The sequence below is a fragment of the Agrobacterium sp. RC10-4-1 genome (assembly GCF_014138475.1).
GTDB lineage: Bacteria > Pseudomonadota > Alphaproteobacteria > Rhizobiales > Rhizobiaceae > Agrobacterium > Agrobacterium pusense.
Map to the genome: position 1 here is coordinate 88,729 of NZ_JACJIT010000005.1, position 22,032 is coordinate 110,760.

The following is a 22,032-nucleotide window of genomic DNA, read 5'->3' on the forward strand; positions in this document are numbered from 1 at the left end:
GGGCCGAGTGACAGCTTGCGATTTGCATTTATATCCAGCAAATAGGGCGTGTAAGAGCAAATGCAGGTCCGCTGTGAAAGAAGATATACCGAAGACAGTCTTGATTACCGGGGCCGCGCGGCGGCTTGGGCGCGCTATCGCCACCGATCTGGCCAGCCACGGCTTTGCGATCGTGGTCCATGCCAATGAATCGATCGCGCAGGCGGAGGAATTCGCTAACGAAATAAGGCAGAAAGGTGGCCGGGCTGCAGCCGTTCAGGCGGACCTGACACAATCAGCCCCGACAGCGGCGCTCATCGAAAAGGCGTCTTCCGCCCTCGGCCCCATCGGCGTCGTCGTCAACAATGCGTCTGTTTTTCTCGGCGACACGGCGGAAGCGCCTGACCCTGATATCTTCGATGCGCATTTTGCCGTGCATGTGCGGGCGCCTTCCCTCATCGCCGCCGCCTTTGTCGAACAGTTGCCCGCCGATAAATCCGGGCTGATCGTCAACATCATCGACCAGCGTGTGCTTGCGCTCACGCCACGCTTTTATTCCTACACCCTTTCGAAATCAGCGCTTTGGACCGCCACGCGGACGATGGCGCAGAGCTTCGCTCCGCGCGTCAGGGTGAATGCCATCGGGCCTGGGCCCACCTTCAAAAGCGAAAGACAGGCGCCCGAGGACTTTCAGGCGCAGATCGACGGCCTTATATTAAAGCGTGGTCCTGCGCCGGACGAGTTCGGGCGGACGATTCGCTTTCTTTACGACACGCCGTCGGTCACCGGACAAATGATCGCGCTCGACGGCGGCCAGCACCTTGGCTGGGAAACCCCTGACGTGGCGGAGATACCTGAATGAACGGAAAGAAGCTGCCTGATGGCGGTATTCTCTTCGATGACACCGACGACGAAGATGACGATGCAAGCCTCGCCGCAACGGAAACGGCCGAGGCTCCGCGCGACGTCGCCGGCATGGACTGGAATGCGGGATGGAAGAACGAATCCGGCCTGAAGGGCATGGACCTCATTGGCGAATTCGTCAAACACCTGCCAAATGCGCCGGGTGTCTATCGCATGTTCAACGAGGCGGGCGACGTGCTTTACGTCGGCAAGGCACGCTCGTTGAAAAAGCGCGTCGGCAATTATGCGCAGGGCCGCGTGCATTCCAACCGCATCGCCCAGATGGTGCGTCACACCACGCACATGGAATTCGTCACCACCCGCACGGAGACCGAGGCGCTTCTTCTGGAAGCGAATCTAATCAAGCGCTTGCGGCCGCGATTTAACGTACTTCTGCGCGACGACAAGTCCTTCCCCTATATTCTCATCACCGCCGACAACCGTGCCCCAGCGATCTTCAAGCACCGGGGAGCAAGGGCGCGCAAGGGCGACTATTTCGGACCCTTCGCGTCCGCCGGCGCGGTTGGCCGCACGATCAATTCGCTGCAGCGCGCCTTCTTGATACGCACCTGCACAGACAGTGTGTTCGAAACCCGCACCCGTCCCTGTCTTCTGTACCAGATCAAGCGCTGTTCCGGGCCCTGTACGCATGAGATCAGCGACGAGGGCTACGCGGAGCTGGTCAAGGAAGCCAAGGATTTCCTGTCCGGCAAGAGCCAGAGCGTCAAGACCGCAATTGCGCGACAAATGAACGAGGCTTCCGAAGACCTCGATTTCGAGCGCGCCGCCATCTATCGCGACCGGCTGGCGGCACTTTCGCACGTCCAGAGCCACCAGGGCATCAACCCCGCCGGCATTGAAGAGGCGGATGTCTTCGCCATCCACCACGAAGGCGGCATTTCCTGTATTCAGGTGTTCTTTTTCCGCACCGGCCAGAACTGGGGCAACCGCGCCTATTTCCCCAAGGCCGATCCTTCCCTGCCCGGCTCGGAAATTCTCAACGCGTTTCTGGCGCAGTTCTACGACGACAAGCCGGTGCCGAAACAGATCCTGCTTTCCGAAACGGTGGAGGAACAGGAACTGCTGGCGGCCGCCCTCGGTGAAAAAGCCGGGCACAAGGTCACGATCAGCGTGCCGCAGCGTGGCGAGAAGAAGGACATTACCGATCACGTGCTTGCCAATGCCCGCGAGGCGCACGGCCGCAAGCTCGCGGAGACCTCGTCTCAGGCGCGGCTGCTGAAGGGCTTTGCCGAGACTTTCGGCCTTGCCTACGTGCCTCGGCGGATCGAAATCTACGATAACTCGCACATCATGGGCACCAATGCGGTCGGCGGCATGGTGGTGGCGGGGCCGGAAGGTTTCGTGAAGAACCAGTATCGCAAGTTCAATATCAAATCGACCGACATCACGCCGGGCGACGATTTCGGCATGATGCGGGAGGTGATGACCCGCCGCTTCTCACGCCTCCTGAAAGAAGAAGGAAAGCCGGATCGCGAGCGCATACCGACAGCAGAAGAAGCTGCCGACATGCCCTTCCCCGCCTGGCCGGACGTGATCCTGATCGATGGTGGTCAGGGGCAGATGACGGCGGTGCGGGCCATCCTCGACGAACTCGGCATTCGCGACTGCGTGACCGCCATCGGCGTCGCCAAAGGCGTGGACCGCGAGGCGGGCCGTGAACGTTTCTTCGCGGACGGGCGCAGCGATTTTTCCCTGCCGCCACGTGATCCCGTGCTCTACTTCATTCAGCGCATGCGTGACGAGGCGCACCGTTTCGCGATCGGATCGCACCGGGCCCGGCGCAAGAAGGAAATGGTGCGCAATCCGCTGGACGAAATCTCGGGAATCGGACCGGGGCGCAAACGTTCGTTGCTGCAGCATTTTGGAACCGCCAAGGCGGTTTCCCGCGCGGGCCTCAATGACCTGATGGCCGTCACCGGCATTTCCGAGACGGTGGCGCGGCAAATTTACAATCACTTCCACGAGAGCGGCAGCGATTGACGCAGAACGGCGGGGCTGACCTGCTAAAAAAACATAATCACGTGTTGACGCTATGCCCTAGCGGCGGCATCAAGGCAGCTGATCTCAGACTGACAGGTTTCCCCATGGCTTCGCGCGCATACAGCATTCCCAACCTCCTCACTTATGGCCGGATTCTCGCTGTTCCGGTCATTGTCCTTTGCTTTTACGTTGAAGGAAAACTGGAGAGTTCGGATTTTGCGCGCTGGACGGCACTGTGGCTGTTCATCATCGCCTCGCTGACCGATTTCCTCGACGGTTATCTGGCACGCATCTGGAACCAGACGTCGAATATCGGCCGCATGCTGGACCCGATCGCTGACAAGCTGCTGGTCGCATCCGTCCTGCTTCTGATGGCGGCCGACGGCACCATTGCCGGCTGGTCGCTCTGGGCGGCCATCACCATTCTCTGCCGTGAAATTCTTGTTTCCGGCCTGCGCGAATATCTGGCGGCGCTGAAGGTCAGCGTTCCCGTCACCCGCATCGCCAAATGGAAGACCACCATCCAGATGGTCGCCATCGCTTTCCTGCTCGCGGGTCCTGCCGGCGACAAGGTTCTGCCCTACACGACCGAGATGGGCATCACGCTTCTCTGGCTGGCCGCAGCGCTCACCATGTATACCGGTTATGATTACTTCAAGGCTGGCCTCAAGCACATCGTGGACGAAGAATGATGACACGGATCGTTTATTTCGCCTGGGTTCGCGAGAAGATCGGCACGGATGAAGAGGAGCTGGACCTCCCTTCCTCCATCGCTACGGCCGGCGAGCTGATTGCCTGGCTTGCGACACGCGGTGAAAATTACGAGGCTGCCTTCGAATTTCCCAATGTCATCCGCGTTGCGGTCAATCAGGAACACGTCGAGCATGATGAAAGCATCGTCGGCGCGCGCGAGATCGGCATTTTTCCGCCGATGACGGGGGGATGAGCGAATGCAGCCGACCGTCCGTGTCCAGGCAGATGATTTCGACGCAGCGGAAGAAACCCGCCGGCTAACGGAAGGTGACAGGAGCATCGGCGCGGTTGTCGCCTTCACCGGGCTCTGCCGGGATGATGGCGGCACGCTCGCGGCGCTGGAACTGGAACATTATCCCGGCATGGCGGAAGCGGAAATGACGCGCATCGCCAAGCTCGCGATGGAACGCTTCGGCCTGCTTGGCCTCACCGCCATCCATCGCCATGGCAAGATCGCCACGGGCGAAAATATCGTCCTCGTTATCGCCGCTTCATCGCATCGACAGGCAGCCTTCGATGGCGCGAATTTCGTGATGGACTACTTGAAGACATCCGCGCCGTTCTGGAAAAAGGAACATGGCAAGGATGGAACGGCGGGCGAGTGGGTTGCGGCAAAGACAACCGACGATACGGCCAGGGAAAAGTGGCGATAACGCCGTATTCTGCCCGCATGGTCCGGTGGAAGCGGGCACCGCTTTCGTCAATGCCCTAAGGCGCTTCAACCCTGCTGCGCATGATAACCAGCCAGCCAACCAGCATCGCGAGAACCATCGCATCCCGCCAGGCGGCCGGTCCGTAACCGACCCAGAAAGTTTCCGCAAAACCGACGGCGGCGGCCCCCAGCCCACAGATGAGCGGACTGGCATAACCGCCCGCCGCAGAAATCAGCACCACCTTCAGGCCAAAGACCAGACCGGCCCCGAAATCCATGGTGCCGTAATAAAATGTGGCCAGCACGCCCGCGATGGCGGCGACGAGACCCGCCGCGCAATAGGACATGAGAAATATCCGGCCTGCATTTACCCCGCACAAGGCTGCAGCAAAAGCATCGTCCGACACTGCCTTCCAGCGCCTGCCGAAAGCGGAGCGGCCAAGATAAAACGATCCGGCGAAAATGAGCAGGCTGAAGGCCGTCGTATTCAGCATTTGCATCGGCGTCAGCGTCACGGCGAAACCGCCATCGGCCCAGAAACGTATCGGCTCCGACAAAAGCGGCGGGAGCCATAATTGCCGTGTATCGGCGGCCAGCCTTGCACTTTCCGTCAGCGCTATCAACACCCCGATGGAAGCGACCGTCACCGCGTTGGGAGAGGCTTTCGCTAACGGCCGCATCACCACCCTGCCGATGAAACCCGCCGCCCACAGCCCGCCGAACAGGCCCGCCCCTGCCCCCAGCGCCAATGTCGCCGGGAGAACAAGCCACAGGCGGTTCCAGCCGAAATCGGCAAAAAGCAGGCAGGTCTGGCCAGCAAAGGCGAATATGGCACCATAGGTGACATCGGCGCGTCTGGTGACTGAAAAGGCGATGGCATAACCAAAGGCCAGAACCGCATAAAGCGCGGCGACCGGCACTGCATTCAGCAATTGTTGCAGGAAATAGGCCAAGCGCGTCCTCCTGCTGTGATTATAACTATTAAAACCTGTTTTGATAGTTATAATGTGCGGCATGACCTTTCGCTGGACAGAACATCGTTTCGCGGGCGGCGCATTGGCGTTGGATGTTGCCAATAGCGTGATCCTGCGTTCAGACGCCGCTAGATCGGTAGACCGCTTCGCCGTGGCCGGGCAGATCGCCACCTTTGCCGAAGCGGCGACACGGCTTGGTGCGGAGCGAGAAAGATTTCCCGCCCTCGTCGCGCCCGACGAAGAGAGACGGCCGGTTCTTTTCGATTTGCGCGAGGCAATCGACGATTATTTTCGCTCGTCCATCGCCGATGGCGGCGAGGACGACGGGAAACTGGCGCAGTTTCTCTTCGCTTGCGGCGCCGCCCTGCGCATGTTCCCGAAGGCAGAACATCTCGCCAATGCCACCGCCCACTCCGCACTGTCGCTGCTTACGGACGAACCACGGCAGCGGTTGAGGATCTGCGGCAATTGCGGCTGGCTGTTCATCGACCGCAGCAGAAACAGAAGCCGGATCTGGTGCGATATGGCGGTGTGCGGCAACCGGCAGAAAGCCAGCCGGCACTATCACCGCAGGAAGGAGACGCGGTCATGAAGAGAACCGGCCTGCCATTGCTGGCAATGGTGGCGATACTCACCCTTTCCGGCTGTCAGCGCGAAGAACCGCGCGAGGTGGCGAAGGTTTCCGGTCGCATGTTCGTCTTCAACTATCGCGTGGCCATTGCCACCTATCTGGTGACGCTGCAGCGTATTGCCCCCATTCGCGACGGCAGCAGCGTTGAAGCAACATTCGAAAACCCTCGCGGAGGGCCCGACCTCACCACCCGCGAGAAGATTTTTCCGAAGGACGAAAGGATCACCGTTCAGAGCCCGCCGGTCGAATGTGTGAAGCAGGATCGGCCCTACAGGGTCACCGTCCGCATCAAAGGGCCGGATGGCGATATTCTGCAGACGATCGAGACCACCATCCGCTCCGATACCGACCAGTCAGCTCTCCCCGCCAAGCCGCTGGTCGTCGGCCCGCTCTATACGCCCAATCCGGAGGTGTTTAAACCTGACGGAACGATTGATATGCGGCCGGCTCAGGGGTGCCCGGCGTCGTAGGGACTGACGGAGCGAGTGCAACCTCTCCTCGTGCCTGTGCTTGTCACAGGAATGATGATGGAGGCGGGTGCGGCATCCCCTTATCGCATCCAGAAACAAAAAAACGGAGCCTTTCGGCTCCGCTTCTTCGAGTCTTTTCAGCAGCTTCGAGCAATCGCCTGATAGAGCGATTCAAGCCGTTGAGACTTTGAATCAGCCGACGATTTCGGTTTCGGCGAACCAATAGGCGATTTCCTGAGCGGCGGTTTCCGGAGCGTCGGAACCGTGAACGGAGTTTTCGCCGATGGAAAGCGCGAAGGTCTTGCGGATGGTGCCTTCAGCGGCCTGGGCCGGGTTGGTGGCGCCCATGATTTCGCGGTTCTTGAGGATGGCGTTTTCGCCTTCCAGAACCTGAACGATGGTCGGGCCGGAAGTCATGCCTTCAACGAGTTCGCCGAAGAAGGGGCGCTCCTTGTGGACGGCGTAGAAGCCTTCGGCTTCGCGCTTGCTCATCCAGACGCGCTTGGAGGCGACGACGCGCAGGCCGTTGTCTTCAAATACCTTGGTGATCGCGCCCGTGAGGTTACGCTTGGTTGCGTCCGGCTTGATCATCGAAAATGTGCGTTCAATCGCCATGTGTCCGTTTCCTTTTCCTTCAGAGAAAGTGGGCGGTCTTTACCCGCCCAAAGGCCCGAAAACAAGGGGGATCAACGAGATTGCGGCACTGACGGCAGACATTTCACGCCGCTGTCACACTGCGGCCCCTTGCATCGTAAAGATCGAGGCACCCTTCGAACCAGTCGCGCACAGGGTCATTATCTGAAAAGAGATCCGCACCGGTGGTGATCCTCGCCCATTGCAGCGCGCCGAAAACGATGTAATCCGAAAAAAGCGGCGACGTGCCGCCGATGAAGGGCTGAAAACTCAGCATCCGGCGGATGGGAGCGAGCAAGGCAGGAAAGGCCGCGATCTCGTCTTCGCGGTTGGCGACGACATCCTCGAGCGGGCGGCCAAGCGCCCTTGTCCGGCTTTCGCGGAAATAACGACGATCCGGCTCATCCAGCATATTGTGGATATCCAGCACGGCGATACGGACGATGGCCGGATGCAGCTGGGTTTGGGACCAGCTTTCGACAAAGCGCGCCATGGCCTTGCCGCCCTCCCCATCGAACAACGATGGCCGCTCCGGGTAGGCCTCGTCCAGATAAAGGGCAATCTCGAAACTGTCGCTCACCAGGCGGTCGCCGTCCCGCAGGATCGGCACCGTCTTCGAAAAACCATCCTCCACGGTCGGGATGACGGTGAAGGGCAACGGACGCTCTTCGAAATCCAGTCCCTTATGCGCCAACGAAAACACGGTTTTCCAGCAATGGGGGGAAAATGGCCTGGAGACATCGCTTCCGCAGAGCGAATAGAGGGTTCGGGAATTCGTCATGGGCTGCACCTTCTCTGCAATAACGACCAAGCGATATAAAATCGGCGGGAGCCGGAAATCAAATCAGCATTTGTCATGTTATCAATCAAAGGACGTTTGAAAGGTTCCGTTCGCCAAGGGGCGAAATAAAACCTGGAGGTGATGAATTTCGCTCGCAGGTTTAGCCAATTTTAAGCCGTCTCGCCTATGATTTGGCCATTCAGAAAACGGTTATTTCGTTCGATTGATAAGACCATCGATACTGGAGCTGACAGCGATGACATCTGCTGGCGATAAAAAACGCGAACAGGCGAGAAGTAGTCTTGTCCTTACCAAGGTCGCGCAGTTCATCGCCAGGATGAATATTGCACCATTGCCGCGCAATTATGAATTGATCTACGAAATATTGTCGGGCCATAACCCGGCCATGGGGCGAGACATCCTGGCTCTCGGCAACGCGCCGCAACAGCACGAGATCGATCTGGTTGGCCAGAGGCACAATTTGCCCGGCTTCTCCCGCATCGAAGCGGAACAGATGGCCAGCGAGGCCTTTGAAACGCTGAAACAGATTTCCGCACGGCTGGAAGCTGGCCAGAGGCGCACGGAAGCCTTCATCGGACGCCTTGGCGAAGACGAAACTGTTGGGTCCCCGGCCACCGACCGCGTCGCCCGATTGCTGGACGACATCCACGAGGAACAGACCAGCCTAAGGCATTTCATCTCCATGGGGCTGATGAAAATACATGACGTCGAGAGGCGGCGCGCCGAACTGCAGGCCGGTTCCCTGCGCGACGTGCTGACGGCGCTGCCCAACCGGGCGGCTTTCCTCGAAAAACTCGGAGAGCTTTTTGCCGGAGACAGGGCCGCCTCCGCGACATCGCTGATGCTCCTCAATATCGACCATTTCCGCGAGATCAACGCCAAATACGGCCCCGCCGCCGGAGACAAGGCCCTGCGGCGGCTTGCTGGGCTCTTTCGCAAGACGATCAAGAAGGATGATTTTGTCGCCCGCATCGGCGGCAACGAATTTGCTTTCCTGTTTGCAGGCGTTGCGCAAAACACGGCTGAGGCGATCGCTGAACGTCTGCGGCAAAGCGTCGAAGCCTTGCGCTTCGTGACGAGTGAGGGCGGCGGCGAGCATCTGACGGTTTCAATCGGCGTCGCCTCAGTGGACGGCACGGCAACGCCCGCGGAATTCTTCAGCCAGGCTGAATTGGCCCTGCTTTGCGCCCGGTGCGGCACCCGCAACTGCGTCGTCGGTTATTGCAGGGACCTCGCGCAGCACAATCGCGACAGCTATCTCGCGCAGTTGGGTTGCTAGGACATTTCGGCAAGCCTTCAGGATGGGCTTATATCCGGAAAACGAGCTGCCATCCCGCGCCTTGTCCCCGTTTGCCGCCTCTTCATTTCCGACCTCATAACTGCCGCGGTGTGGCGTGCCTGCTCTTGCCTTGGTCACACAGTTCGGCCAAAACGACGCCATGATTACGATTACCGATCTTTCGGCCCGCATCGCCGGGCGTCTGCTCCTTGACCACGCCAGCGTGACACTTCCCGCCGGTGTGAAGGCGGGCCTCGTTGGCCGCAACGGTGCCGGCAAATCCACCCTTTTCCGCATCATCACCGGCGATCTCGCGGCAGAAGGCGGTTCGGTGACCATTCCGAAACAGGCCCGCATCGGCCAGGTGGCACAGGAAGCGCCGGGCACGGAGGAATCTCTCATCTCCATCGTGCTTTCCGCTGACAAGGAGCGCAGCGCGCTTTTGGCGGAGGCGGAGACCGCAACCGATCCGCATCGTATCGCAGAGATCCAGATGCGGCTTGTCGATATCGATGCCCATTCGGCGGAAGCGCGTGCATCGAGCATTCTTGCCGGTCTCGGTTTCGATCATGAAGCGCAGCTCCGCCCCGCCTCCTCCTTTTCAGGCGGCTGGCGCATGCGTGTGGCGCTCGCCTCGGTGCTGTTTGCCGAGCCCGATCTGCTGCTGCTCGATGAGCCGACCAACTATCTCGACCTTGAGGGCACGCTGTGGCTGGAAGAATATATCCGCCGCTATCCGCACACTGTCATTATCATCAGCCATGATCGCGATCTGCTGAACAACGCCGTCAATTCCATCGTGCATCTCGACCAGAAGAAGCTGGCCTTTTATCGCGGCGGCTACGATCAGTTCGAGCGGCAGAAGGCCGAGGCCGACGAATTGCAGATGAAAGCCAAGGCGAAAAACGACGCCGCGCGCAAACACCTGCAGAGCTTCATCGACCGTTTCCGCGCCAAGGCCACCAAGGCCCGTCAGGCGCAGAGCCGCATCAAGGCCCTGGAGCGCATGGGCACCGTCGCCGCCGTGATCGAAGATCATGTGCAGCCGATCACGTTTCCTGAGCCGGAAAAACAGCCGGCCTCGCCGATCGTTGCCATCAATGGCGGCGCGGTCGGCTATGAACCGGGCAAGTCCATTCTGAAACACCTCAACCTGCGCATCGACAATGACGACCGCATTGCGCTGCTCGGCTCCAACGGCAACGGCAAATCCACTTTTGCGAAGTTCATTTCCGGCCGTCTCGCCCCGCAGGCGGGTGATCTTCGCGTCGCGCCCGGCCTTAAGATCGGCTTCTTCGCGCAGCATCAGCTCGACGATCTGGTGCCGGATGAAACTCCGGTCGAACATGTGCGCAAGCTGATGCCGCTGGCACCGGAGGCGCAGGTGCGGTCACGCGTGGCGCAGATGGGGCTTGCGACGGAAAAGATGGCGACGGCTGCCAAAGACCTTTCCGGTGGCGAAAAGGCTCGCCTGCTGATGGGCCTTGCTGCCTTCCACGCACCCAACCTCTTGATCCTCGACGAACCGACCAACCATCTCGATATCGACAGCCGCCGGGCGCTGATCGAGGCGCTGAATGATTATAATGGCGCGGTGATCCTCATTTCCCACGACCGCCATCTTATTGAGGCGACCGTTGACCGGCTGTGGTTGGTGGCCGACGGGACGGTCAAGACGTTCGAAGGCGACATGGAGGAATATCGCGATCTCGTCGTTTCCTCCGGTAAAAAGAAGGACGACAAGAGCGACACCGTTGCCGATCAGGCTTCCAAGGCCGATCAGCGCAAGGCAAGCGCGGAAAAGCGTGCCCAACTCGCGCCGTTGAAGAAAAAGATCAACGAAATCGAATCCCTGACGGCAAAACTTGAGAAACTGATTCAGACGCTCGACACCGAACTGGCCGACCCGGCGCTATATGAAAAAGCCCCTGCCAAAGCCGCTCAGAAAGTCAAGGAGCGTGGCGAAGCCGCTGCCAGGCTATCGGATGCAGAAGAGCAATGGCTGATGCTTTCCAGTGAATACGAGGAAGCAATGGCCGGCTGATGCGCAACGGCACAGGAGCGGCGGCCTCTTGCGAAGCCGCCATATCGCATTGACGAAACTTACTTCGCGCCGATCGTGTTCAGACCTTCACGCGCACATTCGGCATCGATTGCACCCGACGGCGCGCCTCCAACGCCAATACCGCCGACGAGCGCGTCGCCGATCTTGATCGGCAGCCCGCCTGCCTGAATGACCATGCGCTCATCCATGTTGCGGAGGCCATCATTGGCGGGCTTGGAGGCGATGAATTCGGCGATCTCGCCGATATCACGGCCGAGCGATGCGGCAGCGAATGCCTTGCCGGTGGCGCTGGAGACCGTGTGCGGACCCGAACCATCTGCTTTCAGGACCGTCTTTACGGCGCCGTCGCGGGCGACGATGGCAACGGTGACAGCGTTGCCCTTGGCCGAGCAGGCCTGAAGTGCCGCACTGGCAGCCTTTTCCGCCAATTCGAGTGGCAGGTAAGGTGCGGTCGGCAGCGTCTGCGCCAGGGCGACCGAAGGAGCGAGCAGAGTGGAAACAACGAGAAGGTTGCGGATCATGAAAAGGTCCTCTTGCTTGATGAGGACTGCAGTTTAAGCGGATGGCGTTGAGCCGCGAATCCGTAAGACTTTCCGGCTGCTCGGTAGTTCTACCGATCCGCACCCGCTTCCAGCCAAAGTCTTGTCATTTCCGCCTGCGAGGTTGTGCCGAGCTTCAGGCCAATGGCGGCGCGATGGCTGTCCACCGTGCGTGGCGACAGACCAAGTCCGTCTGCGATCTGGCGCGAGGTAAAACCGAGCGCGATGCGTTCGAGTATCTCCCGCTCCCGCGCGGTCAGCAGCGACAGGAGTGCCAAATTCTCCGCCTGCAGCGCTTTTGCGTCAAGCGTGCGGGCCAATATCCGGTGCGCTTTCTGGATCGCGTCGATGAGATCCTGTTCGTCGACCGGCTTGGAGAGAAAATCCACCGCCCCATTGTGGAAGGCCCGGCGGCAGGCTTCGATGTTGCCGTGACCGGAAATGATGATGACCGGCCAGTCTATCCCCTCTTCCGTCAGTTTCTCCTGCAATTTCAATCCGGTTATGGCGGGCATGCGAATATCGAGGATCAGGCAGCCCGGCTCGAGGGCGGCAAGCTGGCTGAGAAACGCCACGGGATCAGCAAAGCCCTTCGCCTTTATGCCGACGGTGGAGAGAAGCAGGATGAGCGCCTTGCGCACGGCGTCATCGTCATCAACCAGATAGACGGGCAGCGTCATGGGTCCCGTGCCTCCGGTGCAAGCGGTAGGACAACCCGGAAATGGGCACCATTCTCACTCGCGACGTATCGGATTTCACCGCTGGCGCGTTCCACCAGCCTCTGGCTGAGGGCAAGCCCCAGCCCCATTCCGTTGTTTTTCGTGGTGGTGAAAGGTGTGAACAACCGGTCGAGCAGCTCGGGCGCTACGCCGGGGCCGTTATCGGCAACATCGAGAACGGCGAAATCACCGTTCCGGCTCAATCCTGCCGTGATCGCACGTCTGCCTTCAATGGCAGTGAGTGCGTCAAGCGCGTTGCGCAGCAAATTGAACATGACCTGTTCTATTTCGACGGGATCGACCCGCACCGGAAGCGGCACTTCCGGCATCGCGATATCAATGCTGGCGTCATGCCGGGCGGCTTCGCCGGCAAGCAGCGCATCGACATTGCGCAGGGCGGCGCGCAGGTCATGCGCCGCGACCGGCTGGCGGTGCGGCAGCGACCAGTTGCGGAACCGGTCGAGCATATTCGCGGCGCACCGCGCCTGATCGATCATATCGTCGAGAGCACCGGAAAGAGCCGTGACATCCTGACGGGCAAGCAGCCGTCTCCCCGCCTGCGCCTGCGCCAATATCGCCGTCAGGGGCTGGGTAAGCTCGTGGGCAAGGCCGCTCGCCATTTCTCCGAGAGCGTTAACCCGCGAGGCGTGGGTCAGTCTCGCTTCCATGCCGCTCAGTTCGGCGCGTCTCTCGGCGGCGCGCATGCGCGTCCTCTGTCTTGTCATGACAATACAGAGCACGAAAACGACGCTTGCGCCAGCCACGCCCGCCAGCAGGGCGCGGCCGGGCAAAAGGTCCCGCCAGGTGATTGCGAGCGCGACTTCCAGCGTCAGAGGCTGGCTGGCGCTGCTGAGCTGCCGGACATATTGCGGCGCTTCCGGCATCGTGGGTGGGCCGAGAAGGACTGTCCCGCCAGGCATTTTAAGACGGATCACCGCCTGTTTTTCCGACCAGAACGCAGCGTCGGACGCGAGAAGCCGCCCGGCATCGACGGCAAGCACCAGCACCTTCGAGGCCGACCCGCTATTGGGGCTGCGCTTGACGATCATGTAATGGCCGGGTCTGAGATCGCTCGCCACCAGAGCCGGCCGGCCGGTAAAGACCGATGCCGCCTCGCGGATCGTCGCTGCCAGCTCGCTCTCCAGCGGCCGTGTGCCGACAACAGGCCCCGCCTCGTTGAGGGAAACCAGCTGGACCTCGTCAATACGCGGGTAAAATTGCAGAATGGGTGCCGCGACATCGAGCAAGAGGCGATAATCCGCCCCCTGCTGCGCCTGCGCCACCGCCGAAAGCGCCGTCACATGGGCATCATGCTGATCGGCCCGGCGGGATGCCTCAGCCTGCAATGCATCGCTCTGCCGTGCCAATTCGCCGAGCAGGCTGACATATTGATAAGCCGCCAGTGCGGACACGACGGCTGCCATAAGCAGTGCCCAGACCAGAAACAACTTGAGAAACGGCCGCCCCGTCAGCGGCCATGGCGCGTGCGCCATGCGCCGGCTGCCGGAAAGGGAATGGGCGGTGGCATCAAGTGAGCGGCCGGCCGCAGCAGCGCCCCTGGCCGCTTCGTTCAGTCGGCGCTCGACCGGCGTTCCGGGCATGTCGTTCCATGCATCGTTTTTTTCAAGCATCGGCTCGCCCGCATGACCGACAGAGCGGATCATGACATTCGTTCAACAGGTGACTTTTCTCAGCACAGACAGTGAGAACATTCAATCCGGCCCCAGCCGAATTTACTGCTGATCCATCATTGGCGCGGGAAGACGTGAGCGGCGCCCTTGGCGCTAGGCACACGCCCTGCGGGACTGCAGCCGTGCGAGCGGCACGGCAGGGGAATAAAGATAACCCTGCCCGAAGCGAATACCCATCTGCATGAGAAGCCTGCTCTGCTCCTCGGTTTCTATACCTTCCGTCACCAGCTTAGCGCCATAACGCTCCGCGCTCTCGAAGGCGAGCGCAATGGCCTCCCGGAACCGCGATTGATCCAGCCTCGACGTCATCCAGTGATCGATCTTGACCTCTTCAAACGGGAACCGCGCCAGCAAAGTGAGCGCGGCATAACCGGTCCCGAAATCATCGAGCGCCAGTCGCACGCCGGCGGCGAACAGCGCATCGAAATTCTGCTGCACGACGTCGTTGGTCGGAATCCTGCTCATCTCCGTCACTTCGATCGCCAGGCGATGCGCCGGCACCGCCATTTCCTGCAGCAGCGCCACGACCCGGTCAGCAAAGTGCACGGTTGCAAAGGACGAAGCGGAAATATTCACCGCGAGATGAAAATCCGCATCGAAATCATGCAGATCGCGAAGGTCGTTCACCACGGCTTCGATCGTCGACCATTCGAATTCCGCCAGCAACCGATGACGTTCGGCGATCTCCAGCACATAATAGGGCGAAAGCGCCTGCCCCCGCGCATCGACCGCGCGCAGCAGCGCCTCAGCACCGATCATGCGGCGATTGCGCATTTCGAATTTCGGCTGATAGCAAATGGGCGGCCTGCCGGATTTGATCCAGTTGACGAGCATCTGCCGCACCGTCTCGTCCCGTGTCGCCTTCTCGGCAAAGGAAAAGGGGAAAATCTGCACGGGATGATCGCTTCCCTTGAGCGCCAGACTGAGATGTCTGAAGAACGAGGCCACGTTCTGCCGGGAAAGCCTGTCCAGACTTGCCGCGCCGATTTTGAGATGCGGCACCGGCCCCGCTTCCGCCGAGCGGCAAAAGGTGCTCAACCCCTCATGCAGATGCATCATGAGTTTCGTACCTTCGGACTTCTCCAGCGAAATCTCCCGCATGACAACTGCAAGTGTCGTATCACCGAACATGAAGCTGCAAGGTGCATGGGCGCTGCACAGCAGGCCGTATTCCCCATCGCAGATTTCCCGCGCCAGCCTGGGCCAGAAAATATCGCTCCAGTCCTCCCCCTCGCAGGCGGCGACATCGGCAATATTGACGATCTCGATCAGAACGAGGGCGTGCGAAACGGCCGGCTCCTGCCGCATGACCGTTTCCATATGGTCCTTGAGGGCGCGCCTGTTGGGCAGTCCGGTCAATGAATCCGTCCGCGCCGCCACCTCGCGTTTCTTTGCCTCGTCGCGCGCGCGCGCCTCGCTGCGCAGCAGGATGAACAGGCAGACGATCATCGGCAGGCCAACGGCGACGGCTCCCAGCGTTCGGCGGCCTATTGCGCTCAAGAACAGCGTCTGGTCGATCAGACCAAACACGAAGGAGATTGTGATGGCAAGCAGCGCGGCCATGAATCTGACGGCGAAGACGGTGAGAATATCCCGAGTTCCCAGATCGGCAAGGCGTCGGTCGCGCATCCAGCCATACATGATGATGCCGCAGGCCGAAATGACGACCATGTCCTGCAGAGCCGCAAAAAACAGCACGGGGCCGCCGAACACGAAACGCCCGGCTGCGACGAGGGACAGGCTGATAAGCCCGCCCTGCCATGAGCCCAGCACCCCCGCGAGGAACAGCAGATCGGAGCGGATGTAAGGCTTGGAGGGCAGCTTGATGAATTCGGAAACAAGCAGCGTCAGCAGAAAACCTGTCATTCCGAAGACGAGGCCATAGTAGATTTTATAGCGGGGATCCTCGAGGGCGATGTTCCGCCGCAGAAGGATCAGCACGGATACCATGCCAACCACCGCGGCCGCCTGAAGCAGCAGGAATGGAAGTTCGGCAGCGGACGCTGCCGCTTGTGCGGCGATCAATTCCATCATCTGCATTCCCCGATTATTATGTGTTCTTGCCCCGGAATTCCGGTGGCCGGCCTTCAACAATCCCGCTTGCGCGAGGCAAAATTTATGGCGCCGCCAAGCCATCAGCCCTATCCGGACATCATGGCCTCGACCCCGTACAGCTCCGCCGGCATTCCCATATGCCCGGAGGCCAGCACCAGCCGGTCGCGGCCCTGGCGTTTTGCCTCGTAAAGCGCCATATCGGCCCGGTTCACCATCTCGTATATGATTTCCCTGCCGTCGCCGGAAACGGCAATGCCGAGGCTGACCGTGACGATTTTCTGTCTGTCTGGACGGTTGAGATGGGGGATGGCCTCGTCGATTACGGCAAGTCTCAGTCTTTCGCCAATGGCAAGCGCAGCGGAAGCGGTACAATCGGCAAGCAGAACGACAAATTCTTCCCCACCGTAACGGGCTATAAAACTTCTGTCGCCATCGTCCCTGCGCAGGGCGCCACGCAGCCTGCCGGCAATCCTGCGCAGGCAGTCATCGCCGGCGACGTGGCCTTCTGCGTCATTGTAGTTCTTGAAATAATCGACATCGAGAAGGATGAGCGCCCGCGGCCGGCCGCTACTGACCGATGCCTCGTTCGCCGCCTCCTCGAAGCTGCGGCGATTGCGAATTCCGGTGAGCTGGTCGGTATTGGAAAGCTGCTGAAGCTCGTGATTTGCACTTTGAATCCGCTGCAGCAGGGTCTTCTCCCGCAGAGAGGCCAGATAGTCCTTTCTTTCCACCTGCTCGATGCGGTAGGCCGCAAACAGCGAGACGGCGCTGATGCCAGCGGAACACATGATGGCCGGTAGCTTGGCCACCTCGCTCGTGACCGTGACATATTCCATGCCGACGATGAAAACCGCCATGCAGCCAACCGTGCCCATGACCGCAAGCGAAAACGGTTTGCGATGTATCGTGTTCATATAAAGGACGACGGTGACGATACCCACGTAATATTCGCTCGCCGACGAGGTTTGCGCATTGGCATAGATGAACATGATCGAGGCGACGACCAACATGCAACCCAGCCCGTGCAGGACCTCATGCGCCACGCCGTCCGGCCGCATCCTGATCGCATAATATCGCGCGGGGAAATAAAGAAAGAGAAGCGGTGTGATGATCATCAGGCGGACTGTCAGATCCAGCCAGATGATTTCCGGCACCAGACTGATGTCCACGAATACGTAGAGATTGTAGAGGATGATGCCGAAGATCAATCCGTATGTATTGAATTGCCGGCTGCTTTCGTTGACTTTCTGAACGAAGCCAGACAGACGGTCAGCCTTGAATAAAACCACCACGACCCGCTCTTTAAAATATACTCAAGTTAAAAATACATAAAACTCTAACAAAATGAGAATATACCTAAAAAATTGGATTAAGACAGCCCGGCCATCGAAAACATCACTGAAAATTACAAAGAAATATTTTCATGATCAACCATTACACGATCGATAATGTGTATCGAAAGTTTCCGTGAAGTCATCGGCTGGAAAAGACGCGTCGCGCCGAAACGATCACCTTGCTCCTGCGGGCGTTTCTGCTAAAAACCTGTAAAAATCACACTTTATCTTAGGCAGCACTCACACACGGGTTCCACTTCATGTCAGCCACCAAGCTTGCCATCGTCGGCGTCGGCAAAATCGTTCGCGACCAGCATCTTCCCGCCATTGCAGGCAATCCGGGTTTTGAATTGATCTGCACCGCAAGCCGCCATGGCACGGTGGATGGCGTCGCATCCTACGGCACCATCGAGGCGATGCTCGAGGCCGTACCCGATATCAACGCCGTCTCTCTGTGCATGCCGCCGCAATATCGTTATGAGGCGGCCTATGCGGCACTGAATGCCGGCAAGCACGTCTTCCTCGAAAAGCCGCCGGGCGCGACGCTTTCGGAGGTACAGGATCTCGTCCGCCTCGCGGATTCTAAAGGCCTGTCACTGTTTGCAAGCTGGCATTCGCGTTATGCACCTGGCGTCGAGGCTGCCAAGGCGTTTCTAGCCTCCACGACGATCAACAGCGTTCATGTGATCTGGAAAGAAGATGTGCGCCACTGGCATCCGAACCAGGAATGGATCTGGCAGGCGGGTGGTCTCGGCGTGTTCGATCCCGGCATCAATGCGCTTTCCATCATCACCCATATCCTGCCGCGCGCGCTGTTCCTGACCAGGGCGACGCTTGAATTCCCGGAAAACCGCGACGCGCCGATCGCGGCCGACCTGCATTTCTCGGACGTGACAAAAATGCCCGTCCATGCCGAGTTCGACTGGCGTCAGACCGGCAAGCAGAGCTGGGACATCGTGGCCGAGACCGCCGCGGGGCGGATGGTGCTTTCGGAAGGCGGGGCGAAGCTTTCGATCAATGGCGAGGAAAAACTATCCCAGCCGGAACGGGAATATCCGGCCCTTTACGAGCGCTTCGCCGAGATCATCAAGTCAGGCCGCTCGGACGTCGATCTTGCGCCGCTGACTCATGTGGCCGATGCTTTCCTGCTCGGCCGCCACAAATTCGTGGATTCTTTCTACGACTGAGCAGCGAAACGCTTCTCAAGGCAATCTTTCAGAGGGCGCGGCTGACAAACCGGTCGCGCCCCGATTTTTTGGCCTGATACAGGGCTTCATCGACGCTCCGCAGCAGCGTCGCGCGATCCGCGCCCGCCTGCGGCGCGATGGCGCCGCCGATGCTGAGGCGCGCAAGCACGCTCTCACCCTCCACATGAAACGGTTGCCGAAACGCGTGGAGCAGTTTTTCCGCAAGGCCACTGATGAGCATGGATGAATCCGGACGCGGCACGAATATTGCGAATTCGTCGCCCCCCATGCGCACCACCACATCATCTTCTCTTACAGCATCGCGGATTCGGGTGGATGCCTCGACCAGCACCCTGTCTCCTGCCGCATGGCCAAGCGTGTCATTGATGGTCTTGAAGCCGTCGAGATCGAGATAGAGAACACCGAAAGTGTCTTTCTCGCAAAGCGCGGCGCCAAGTTCCAGATCAACGATCGCGTCCAGAGCCTTGCGATTATAAAAGCCCGTGAGCGGATCGGTCATGGCCGCATCGCGCAGTTCCCGGGCAGCAAGGCTCATGGTGAAGTTCGCCTTCTGCAATCTCAAAAGCGCGCCCGCGAGTGTCGCAAAATACTGGAGATTATCGACCTCCGCAGCGGTGTACTCCCGAACGTGCGGGTCGAGCAGACAAAAAGTCCCGACCACCAGACCCGGTTCGAGTTCGATCGGGGCGCCAGCGTAGGACCGCAGGTCGGGCGCGCCCTTTACATAAGGCAAAGAGCCGAATTCAGGATGAGCGCTCAGATCCGTAACAGTCAGAATATTCTGCGTGACGACCACACGGTCGCAGATCGCAATGTCACGGGGGCATTCCTGGAATTGCAGCCCTGCCTGCTCGGCAATGTGGAGCCAGTCCTCATCCAGAATATGCACGGCCGCGCGTGCCACCCCGAATACGCCCTGCGCCAGTTGCGAGATCGCCTTCAATTCAGCGGTTTCCGCATTCTTGAAAGCCACAACGGACCGCACTGCTACCAGTCGTTCCAGCTCCAGATCCGGTCGTGGCATCATCTGTCCCATCGCATATCCCCTCTGTCTGCTGATAACGCGTCTAAAAGCGTACATGTTGCATGCGTTCATAAAACAACCGTCACGGGCGACACCACATGCGATTTCTTACCGGCCATTTTCCCGTTGCAAAGGTAGTCAGACGGGGGACGGGTCATGCCTTTTTCTGCCAGCGCCCTTCCGGCGATTGCTGCCAGTAGGTCAGCGAATGCCCCTCCGTTTTCAGCCTTTTCCAGTGGTTTCGCGCCATTTCGGTTTGGTAGGCATCGTATCCGTCGAACATGAAGACGATGCGTTCATAAGCCTCCACTGCCGGGGGCTCGGCGCCATCGACGAGAAAACGAACACTCGCGGCGTTGGCGTTCCCGTCCGATGCCGTCAGGAGAATCGGCTGGTTTTGCGGTACTGGCGAAGTGTCGGTGGCGTGCGGAAGGAAGCTGTCGTCGCGGAACGTCCAGAGATGCGTGTCGAGGAAGTCCCGGCGCTCCTCGCCCACTGTCTGGACCGCGACCTTCCAGCCGCGTTCCAGCGATTTCTCGAGCAAGGGCGGCAGCGCGTCCTCCAGCTTCGATTCCGTCAGGTGATAGAACAGAATTTCAGTCATGCGCTGGCGTGCCGCTCCGCTCGTCTCAATCTTCGTAATGGGCGCGAACGAGTTCGTTCAGAAGACGCACGCCGTAACCCGATCCCCAGGACTGGTTGATCTCGGTCAGCGGCGAGCCCATGGCTGTCCCGGCGATATCGAGATGCGCCCACGGTGTTTCACCCACGAAGCGCTTGAGGAACTGCGCAGCGGTGACGGAGCCCGCCAGGCGGCCCGAGCTGTTCTTCATGTCGGCAAATTTGGAATCGATGATCTTGTCGTAATCCTTGTGGAGCGGCATGCGCCACAGTTTTTCAGCCGTCACCTCGCCGGCCTGCGAAAGCCGCGTTGCCAGTTCATCGTCGTTGGAGAACAATCCGGCCTGCAGATTGCCGAGCGCCACGGTGATCGCGCCCGTCAGTGTTGCGAGATTGATCATGAATTTCGGATTGAAACGCTCCTTGGTGTACCAGAGCGCATCGGCCAGAACCAGCCGTCCTTCGGCGTCGGTATTGATGATCTCGATGGTCTGGCCGGACATGGAAGTCACGATGTCGCCGGGGCGCTGGGCGTTGCCATCAGGCATGTTCTCGACAAGGCCGATGACACCGATAACGTTTGCCTTGGCCTTGCGGGCCGCAAGCGCATGCATCAAGCCGGTTACGGCTGCAGCACCACCCATGTCACCCTTCATGTCTTCCATGTTGAGGCCGGGCTTCAGCGAAATGCCGCCGGTATCGAAAACGACCCCCTTGCCGACAAAGGCAACGGGTTCATCCTTTTTGGAGCCGCCGTTCCATTGCATGACCGCAAGCCGCGGCGGACGGGCCGAACCCTGCGCCACGCCGAGAAGGGCATTCATGCCAAGCTTCTTCAGTTCCTTTTCGCCAAGGACCTCCACCTCGACGCCGAGCTTGCGCAACTCTTCCGCCTTTTCGGCGAATTCGACCGGGCCGAGAACGTTCGGAGGGAGGTTGACGAGATCGCGCGCCAGTATAACGCCGCCCGCAACCGCCTCGGAGACGGCAAAAGCCTTTTCCGCATCCTGATGGGCGGCCGTGACGATGATGATCTCCACCTTCTTCGGCGTCTTTTCGTCCTCGGACTTTTTCTTGGTCTTGTATGCATCGAAGCTGTAGGCGCGCAGCAGAAGACCAAGCGCGAAATCCGCCGCCGCCTGAGCGCCAACCTCTACGCCCGGCGCATCGAGATAGACAACGACCTTGTCCGCCCTCTTGAAATGGGCAGCCGCCGTACCGCCGGCACGCAGCCAGTCATGGGCGACCAGCTTCGACGGCTTTCCGATTCCGATGACCAGCAGCCGGTCGGCAGCGGAACCCTGCGGCGCGATAACATCGAGCGTCGTCATGGATTTTGCGGAAAAGCCCGCGATCTTCGCCGCCCTTTCGATCACACCACCCGGATCGGCTTCGGAAGCACCGGCGACGGCCTTCGCATCACCCGAGGCCTGCAGCATCACGGCCAGGGCATTTTCCAGCGAGGCGGAATTGGCGAAAGATATATCGAATTTGGCGGACATGTTTTCCTGCTCTTCTTCTACGACTTGCACGATGCGCATGATCATGGCCTTTTCGGCCCCGGGCGCAACCCCGCATTCTTTAAAGCCCCACAGCCGTTAAAGGAAATGCATTTTTAGTGAATGCGAACTCCCGTCATGAAACCGACAGCTTGTTCCACAAAAAGACACAGGCGGCGGAAAAATTGTCGCGCAAAACA

Annotated in this window: 21 protein-coding genes; 10 read left to right on the plus strand and 11 right to left on the minus strand. The window is 59.7% G+C overall.

Annotated elements, in window-relative coordinates:
• The first annotated feature begins 73 nt into the window (after positions 1–73).
• From FHW77_RS14865 to FHW77_RS14885, 5 genes are all read left to right on the plus strand, one after another.
• A complete protein-coding gene (locus FHW77_RS14865) occupies positions 74–841 on the plus strand; it encodes an SDR family oxidoreductase (protein WP_004441117.1) in 768 nt (255 codons plus the stop codon).
• On the plus strand, positions 838–2,883 hold the full coding sequence (uvrC, locus tag FHW77_RS14870; RefSeq protein WP_004441115.1) for an excinuclease ABC subunit UvrC: 2,046 nt from the start codon (positions 838–840) through the stop codon (positions 2,881–2,883). The genes FHW77_RS14865 and uvrC overlap by 4 nt, the downstream gene beginning before the upstream one ends.
• A 104-nt stretch (positions 2,884–2,987) precedes the next feature.
• Positions 2,988–3,575 carry a CDP-diacylglycerol--glycerol-3-phosphate 3-phosphatidyltransferase gene (gene pgsA / locus FHW77_RS14875; RefSeq protein WP_004441114.1) on the plus strand — a complete coding sequence of 196 codons (588 nt, stop codon included), beginning with the start codon at positions 2,988–2,990 and terminating at the stop codon, positions 3,573–3,575.
• Positions 3,575–3,829, plus strand: coding sequence for a molybdopterin converting factor subunit 1 (moaD, locus tag FHW77_RS14880; RefSeq protein ID WP_034496240.1), 255 nt, complete (start codon positions 3,575–3,577; stop codon positions 3,827–3,829). Before pgsA ends, moaD begins: the two co-directional genes overlap by 1 nt.
• Positions 3,830–3,833: 4 nt before the next feature.
• Positions 3,834–4,289 carry a molybdenum cofactor biosynthesis protein MoaE gene (locus tag FHW77_RS14885; protein ID WP_004441109.1) on the plus strand — a complete coding sequence of 152 codons (456 nt, stop codon included), beginning with the start codon at positions 3,834–3,836 and terminating at the stop codon, positions 4,287–4,289.
• A 55-nt stretch (positions 4,290–4,344) separates the two neighbouring features.
• On the opposite strand, the gene FHW77_RS14890 is transcribed toward FHW77_RS14885, so the two are convergent.
• The gene (locus FHW77_RS14890) at positions 4,345–5,241 is read right to left on the minus strand and encodes a branched-chain amino acid ABC transporter permease (protein WP_004441107.1); all 897 of its coding nucleotides are present in this window, start codon (positions 5,239–5,241) and stop codon (positions 4,345–4,347) included.
• Between the two features lie 52 nt (positions 5,242–5,293).
• On the opposite strand from FHW77_RS14890, the gene FHW77_RS14895 reads away from it, so the two are divergent.
• Positions 5,294–5,854 carry a CGNR zinc finger domain-containing protein gene (locus tag FHW77_RS14895; RefSeq protein WP_004441106.1) on the plus strand — a complete coding sequence of 187 codons (561 nt, stop codon included), beginning with the start codon at positions 5,294–5,296 and terminating at the stop codon, positions 5,852–5,854.
• Entirely contained in the window at positions 5,851–6,363 is a 513-nt protein-coding gene (locus FHW77_RS14900) for a hypothetical protein (RefSeq protein WP_004441104.1), read from the plus strand. The genes FHW77_RS14895 and FHW77_RS14900 overlap by 4 nt, the downstream gene beginning before the upstream one ends.
• A gap of 192 nt (positions 6,364–6,555) precedes the next feature.
• On the opposite strand, the gene ndk is transcribed toward FHW77_RS14900, so the two are convergent.
• Both ndk and FHW77_RS14910 read right to left on the minus strand, forming a co-directional pair.
• Positions 6,556–6,978, minus strand: a complete 423-nt coding sequence (gene ndk, locus FHW77_RS14905) for a nucleoside-diphosphate kinase (protein WP_003496769.1) — start codon at positions 6,976–6,978, stop codon at positions 6,556–6,558.
• A gap of 103 nt (positions 6,979–7,081) precedes the next feature.
• Positions 7,082–7,777 (minus strand): glutathione S-transferase family protein, encoded by a 696-nt coding sequence (locus FHW77_RS14910; RefSeq protein ID WP_004441100.1) that lies wholly within the window; start codon positions 7,775–7,777, stop codon positions 7,082–7,084.
• A 256-nt stretch (positions 7,778–8,033) separates the two neighbouring features.
• Here FHW77_RS14910 and FHW77_RS14915 point away from each other — a divergent pair, with 256 nt between their 5' ends.
• Positions 8,034–9,077, plus strand: coding sequence for a GGDEF domain-containing protein (locus tag FHW77_RS14915; protein ID WP_004441098.1), 1,044 nt, complete (start codon positions 8,034–8,036; stop codon positions 9,075–9,077).
• A 160-nt stretch (positions 9,078–9,237) separates the two neighbouring features.
• The gene (locus FHW77_RS14920; protein WP_044458763.1) at positions 9,238–11,121 is read left to right on the plus strand and encodes an ABC-F family ATP-binding cassette domain-containing protein; all 1,884 of its coding nucleotides are present in this window, start codon (positions 9,238–9,240) and stop codon (positions 11,119–11,121) included.
• A 59-nt stretch (positions 11,122–11,180) separates the two neighbouring features.
• On the opposite strand, the gene FHW77_RS14925 is transcribed toward FHW77_RS14920, so the two are convergent.
• From FHW77_RS14925 to FHW77_RS14945, 5 genes are all read right to left on the minus strand, one after another.
• The gene (locus tag FHW77_RS14925; RefSeq protein ID WP_004441094.1) at positions 11,181–11,663 is read right to left on the minus strand and encodes a GlcG/HbpS family heme-binding protein; all 483 of its coding nucleotides are present in this window, start codon (positions 11,661–11,663) and stop codon (positions 11,181–11,183) included.
• 89 nt (positions 11,664–11,752) lie between these two features.
• Positions 11,753–12,361, minus strand: a complete 609-nt coding sequence (locus tag FHW77_RS14930) for a response regulator transcription factor (protein WP_004441091.1) — start codon at positions 12,359–12,361, stop codon at positions 11,753–11,755.
• Complete coding sequence (locus FHW77_RS14935; RefSeq protein ID WP_034495810.1) at positions 12,358–14,064, minus strand: sensor histidine kinase; 1,707 nt, start codon at positions 14,062–14,064, stop codon at positions 12,358–12,360. The genes FHW77_RS14930 and FHW77_RS14935 overlap by 4 nt, the downstream gene beginning before the upstream one ends.
• 120 nt (positions 14,065–14,184) lie before the next feature.
• Positions 14,185–16,125 carry an EAL domain-containing protein gene (locus tag FHW77_RS14940; protein ID WP_004441087.1) on the minus strand — a complete coding sequence of 647 codons (1,941 nt, stop codon included), beginning with the start codon at positions 16,123–16,125 and terminating at the stop codon, positions 14,185–14,187.
• Between the two features lie 107 nt (positions 16,126–16,232).
• Complete coding sequence (locus FHW77_RS14945) at positions 16,233–17,438, minus strand: GGDEF domain-containing protein (protein ID WP_004441085.1); 1,206 nt, start codon at positions 17,436–17,438, stop codon at positions 16,233–16,235.
• Between the two features lie 302 nt (positions 17,439–17,740).
• On the opposite strand from FHW77_RS14945, the gene FHW77_RS14950 reads away from it, so the two are divergent.
• Positions 17,741–18,667, plus strand: a complete 927-nt coding sequence (locus FHW77_RS14950; protein ID WP_182590597.1) for a Gfo/Idh/MocA family protein — start codon at positions 17,741–17,743, stop codon at positions 18,665–18,667.
• Between the two features lie 28 nt (positions 18,668–18,695).
• On the opposite strand, the gene FHW77_RS14955 is transcribed toward FHW77_RS14950, so the two are convergent.
• The 3 genes from FHW77_RS14955 to FHW77_RS14965 all read right to left on the minus strand — a co-directional run bounded on the left by FHW77_RS14955 (position 18,696) and on the right by FHW77_RS14965 (position 21,835).
• Entirely contained in the window at positions 18,696–19,724 is a 1,029-nt protein-coding gene (locus FHW77_RS14955) for a GGDEF domain-containing protein (protein ID WP_004441080.1), read from the minus strand.
• 142 nt (positions 19,725–19,866) lie between these two features.
• The gene (locus tag FHW77_RS14960) at positions 19,867–20,316 is read right to left on the minus strand and encodes a DNA polymerase III subunit chi (protein ID WP_004441079.1); all 450 of its coding nucleotides are present in this window, start codon (positions 20,314–20,316) and stop codon (positions 19,867–19,869) included.
• A 25-nt stretch (positions 20,317–20,341) separates the two neighbouring features.
• A complete protein-coding gene (locus FHW77_RS14965) occupies positions 20,342–21,835 on the minus strand; it encodes a leucyl aminopeptidase (protein ID WP_034496248.1) in 1,494 nt (497 codons plus the stop codon).
• Between the last annotated feature and the right edge of the window lie 197 nt (positions 21,836–22,032).

Excerpts from the sequence above, each read along its gene's own strand:
- uvrC (WP_004441115.1), top strand. The coding sequence starts at position 838 with ATGAACGGAAAGAAGCTGCCTGATGGCGGTATTCTCTTCGATGACACC.
- pgsA (WP_004441114.1), top strand. The coding sequence starts at position 2,988 with ATGGCTTCGCGCGCATACAGCATTCCCAACCTCCTCACTTATGGCCGG.
- moaD (WP_034496240.1), top strand. The coding sequence starts at position 3,575 with ATGACACGGATCGTTTATTTCGCCTGGGTTCGCGAGAAGATCGGCACG.
- FHW77_RS14885 (WP_004441109.1), top strand. The coding sequence starts at position 3,834 with ATGCAGCCGACCGTCCGTGTCCAGGCAGATGATTTCGACGCAGCGGAA.
- FHW77_RS14895 (WP_004441106.1), top strand. The coding sequence starts at position 5,294 with ATGTGCGGCATGACCTTTCGCTGGACAGAACATCGTTTCGCGGGCGGC.
- FHW77_RS14900 (WP_004441104.1), top strand. The coding sequence starts at position 5,851 with ATGAAGAGAACCGGCCTGCCATTGCTGGCAATGGTGGCGATACTCACC.
- ndk (WP_003496769.1), bottom strand. The coding sequence starts at position 6,978 with ATGGCGATTGAACGCACATTTTCGATGATCAAGCCGGACGCAACCAAG.
- FHW77_RS14910 (WP_004441100.1), bottom strand. The coding sequence starts at position 7,777 with ATGACGAATTCCCGAACCCTCTATTCGCTCTGCGGAAGCGATGTCTCC.
- FHW77_RS14915 (WP_004441098.1), top strand. The coding sequence starts at position 8,034 with ATGACATCTGCTGGCGATAAAAAACGCGAACAGGCGAGAAGTAGTCTT.
- FHW77_RS14920 (WP_044458763.1), top strand. The coding sequence starts at position 9,238 with ATGATTACGATTACCGATCTTTCGGCCCGCATCGCCGGGCGTCTGCTC.
- FHW77_RS14925 (WP_004441094.1), bottom strand. The coding sequence starts at position 11,663 with ATGATCCGCAACCTTCTCGTTGTTTCCACTCTGCTCGCTCCTTCGGTC.
- FHW77_RS14930 (WP_004441091.1), bottom strand. The coding sequence starts at position 12,361 with ATGACGCTGCCCGTCTATCTGGTTGATGACGATGACGCCGTGCGCAAG.
- FHW77_RS14935 (WP_034495810.1), bottom strand. The coding sequence starts at position 14,064 with ATGATCCGCTCTGTCGGTCATGCGGGCGAGCCGATGCTTGAAAAAAAC.
- FHW77_RS14940 (WP_004441087.1), bottom strand. The coding sequence starts at position 16,125 with ATGATGGAATTGATCGCCGCACAAGCGGCAGCGTCCGCTGCCGAACTT.
- FHW77_RS14950 (WP_182590597.1), top strand. The coding sequence starts at position 17,741 with ATGTCAGCCACCAAGCTTGCCATCGTCGGCGTCGGCAAAATCGTTCGC.
- FHW77_RS14955 (WP_004441080.1), bottom strand. The coding sequence starts at position 19,724 with ATGGGACAGATGATGCCACGACCGGATCTGGAGCTGGAACGACTGGTA.
- FHW77_RS14960 (WP_004441079.1), bottom strand. The coding sequence starts at position 20,316 with ATGACTGAAATTCTGTTCTATCACCTGACGGAATCGAAGCTGGAGGAC.
- FHW77_RS14965 (WP_034496248.1), bottom strand. The coding sequence starts at position 21,835 with ATGTCCGCCAAATTCGATATATCTTTCGCCAATTCCGCCTCGCTGGAA.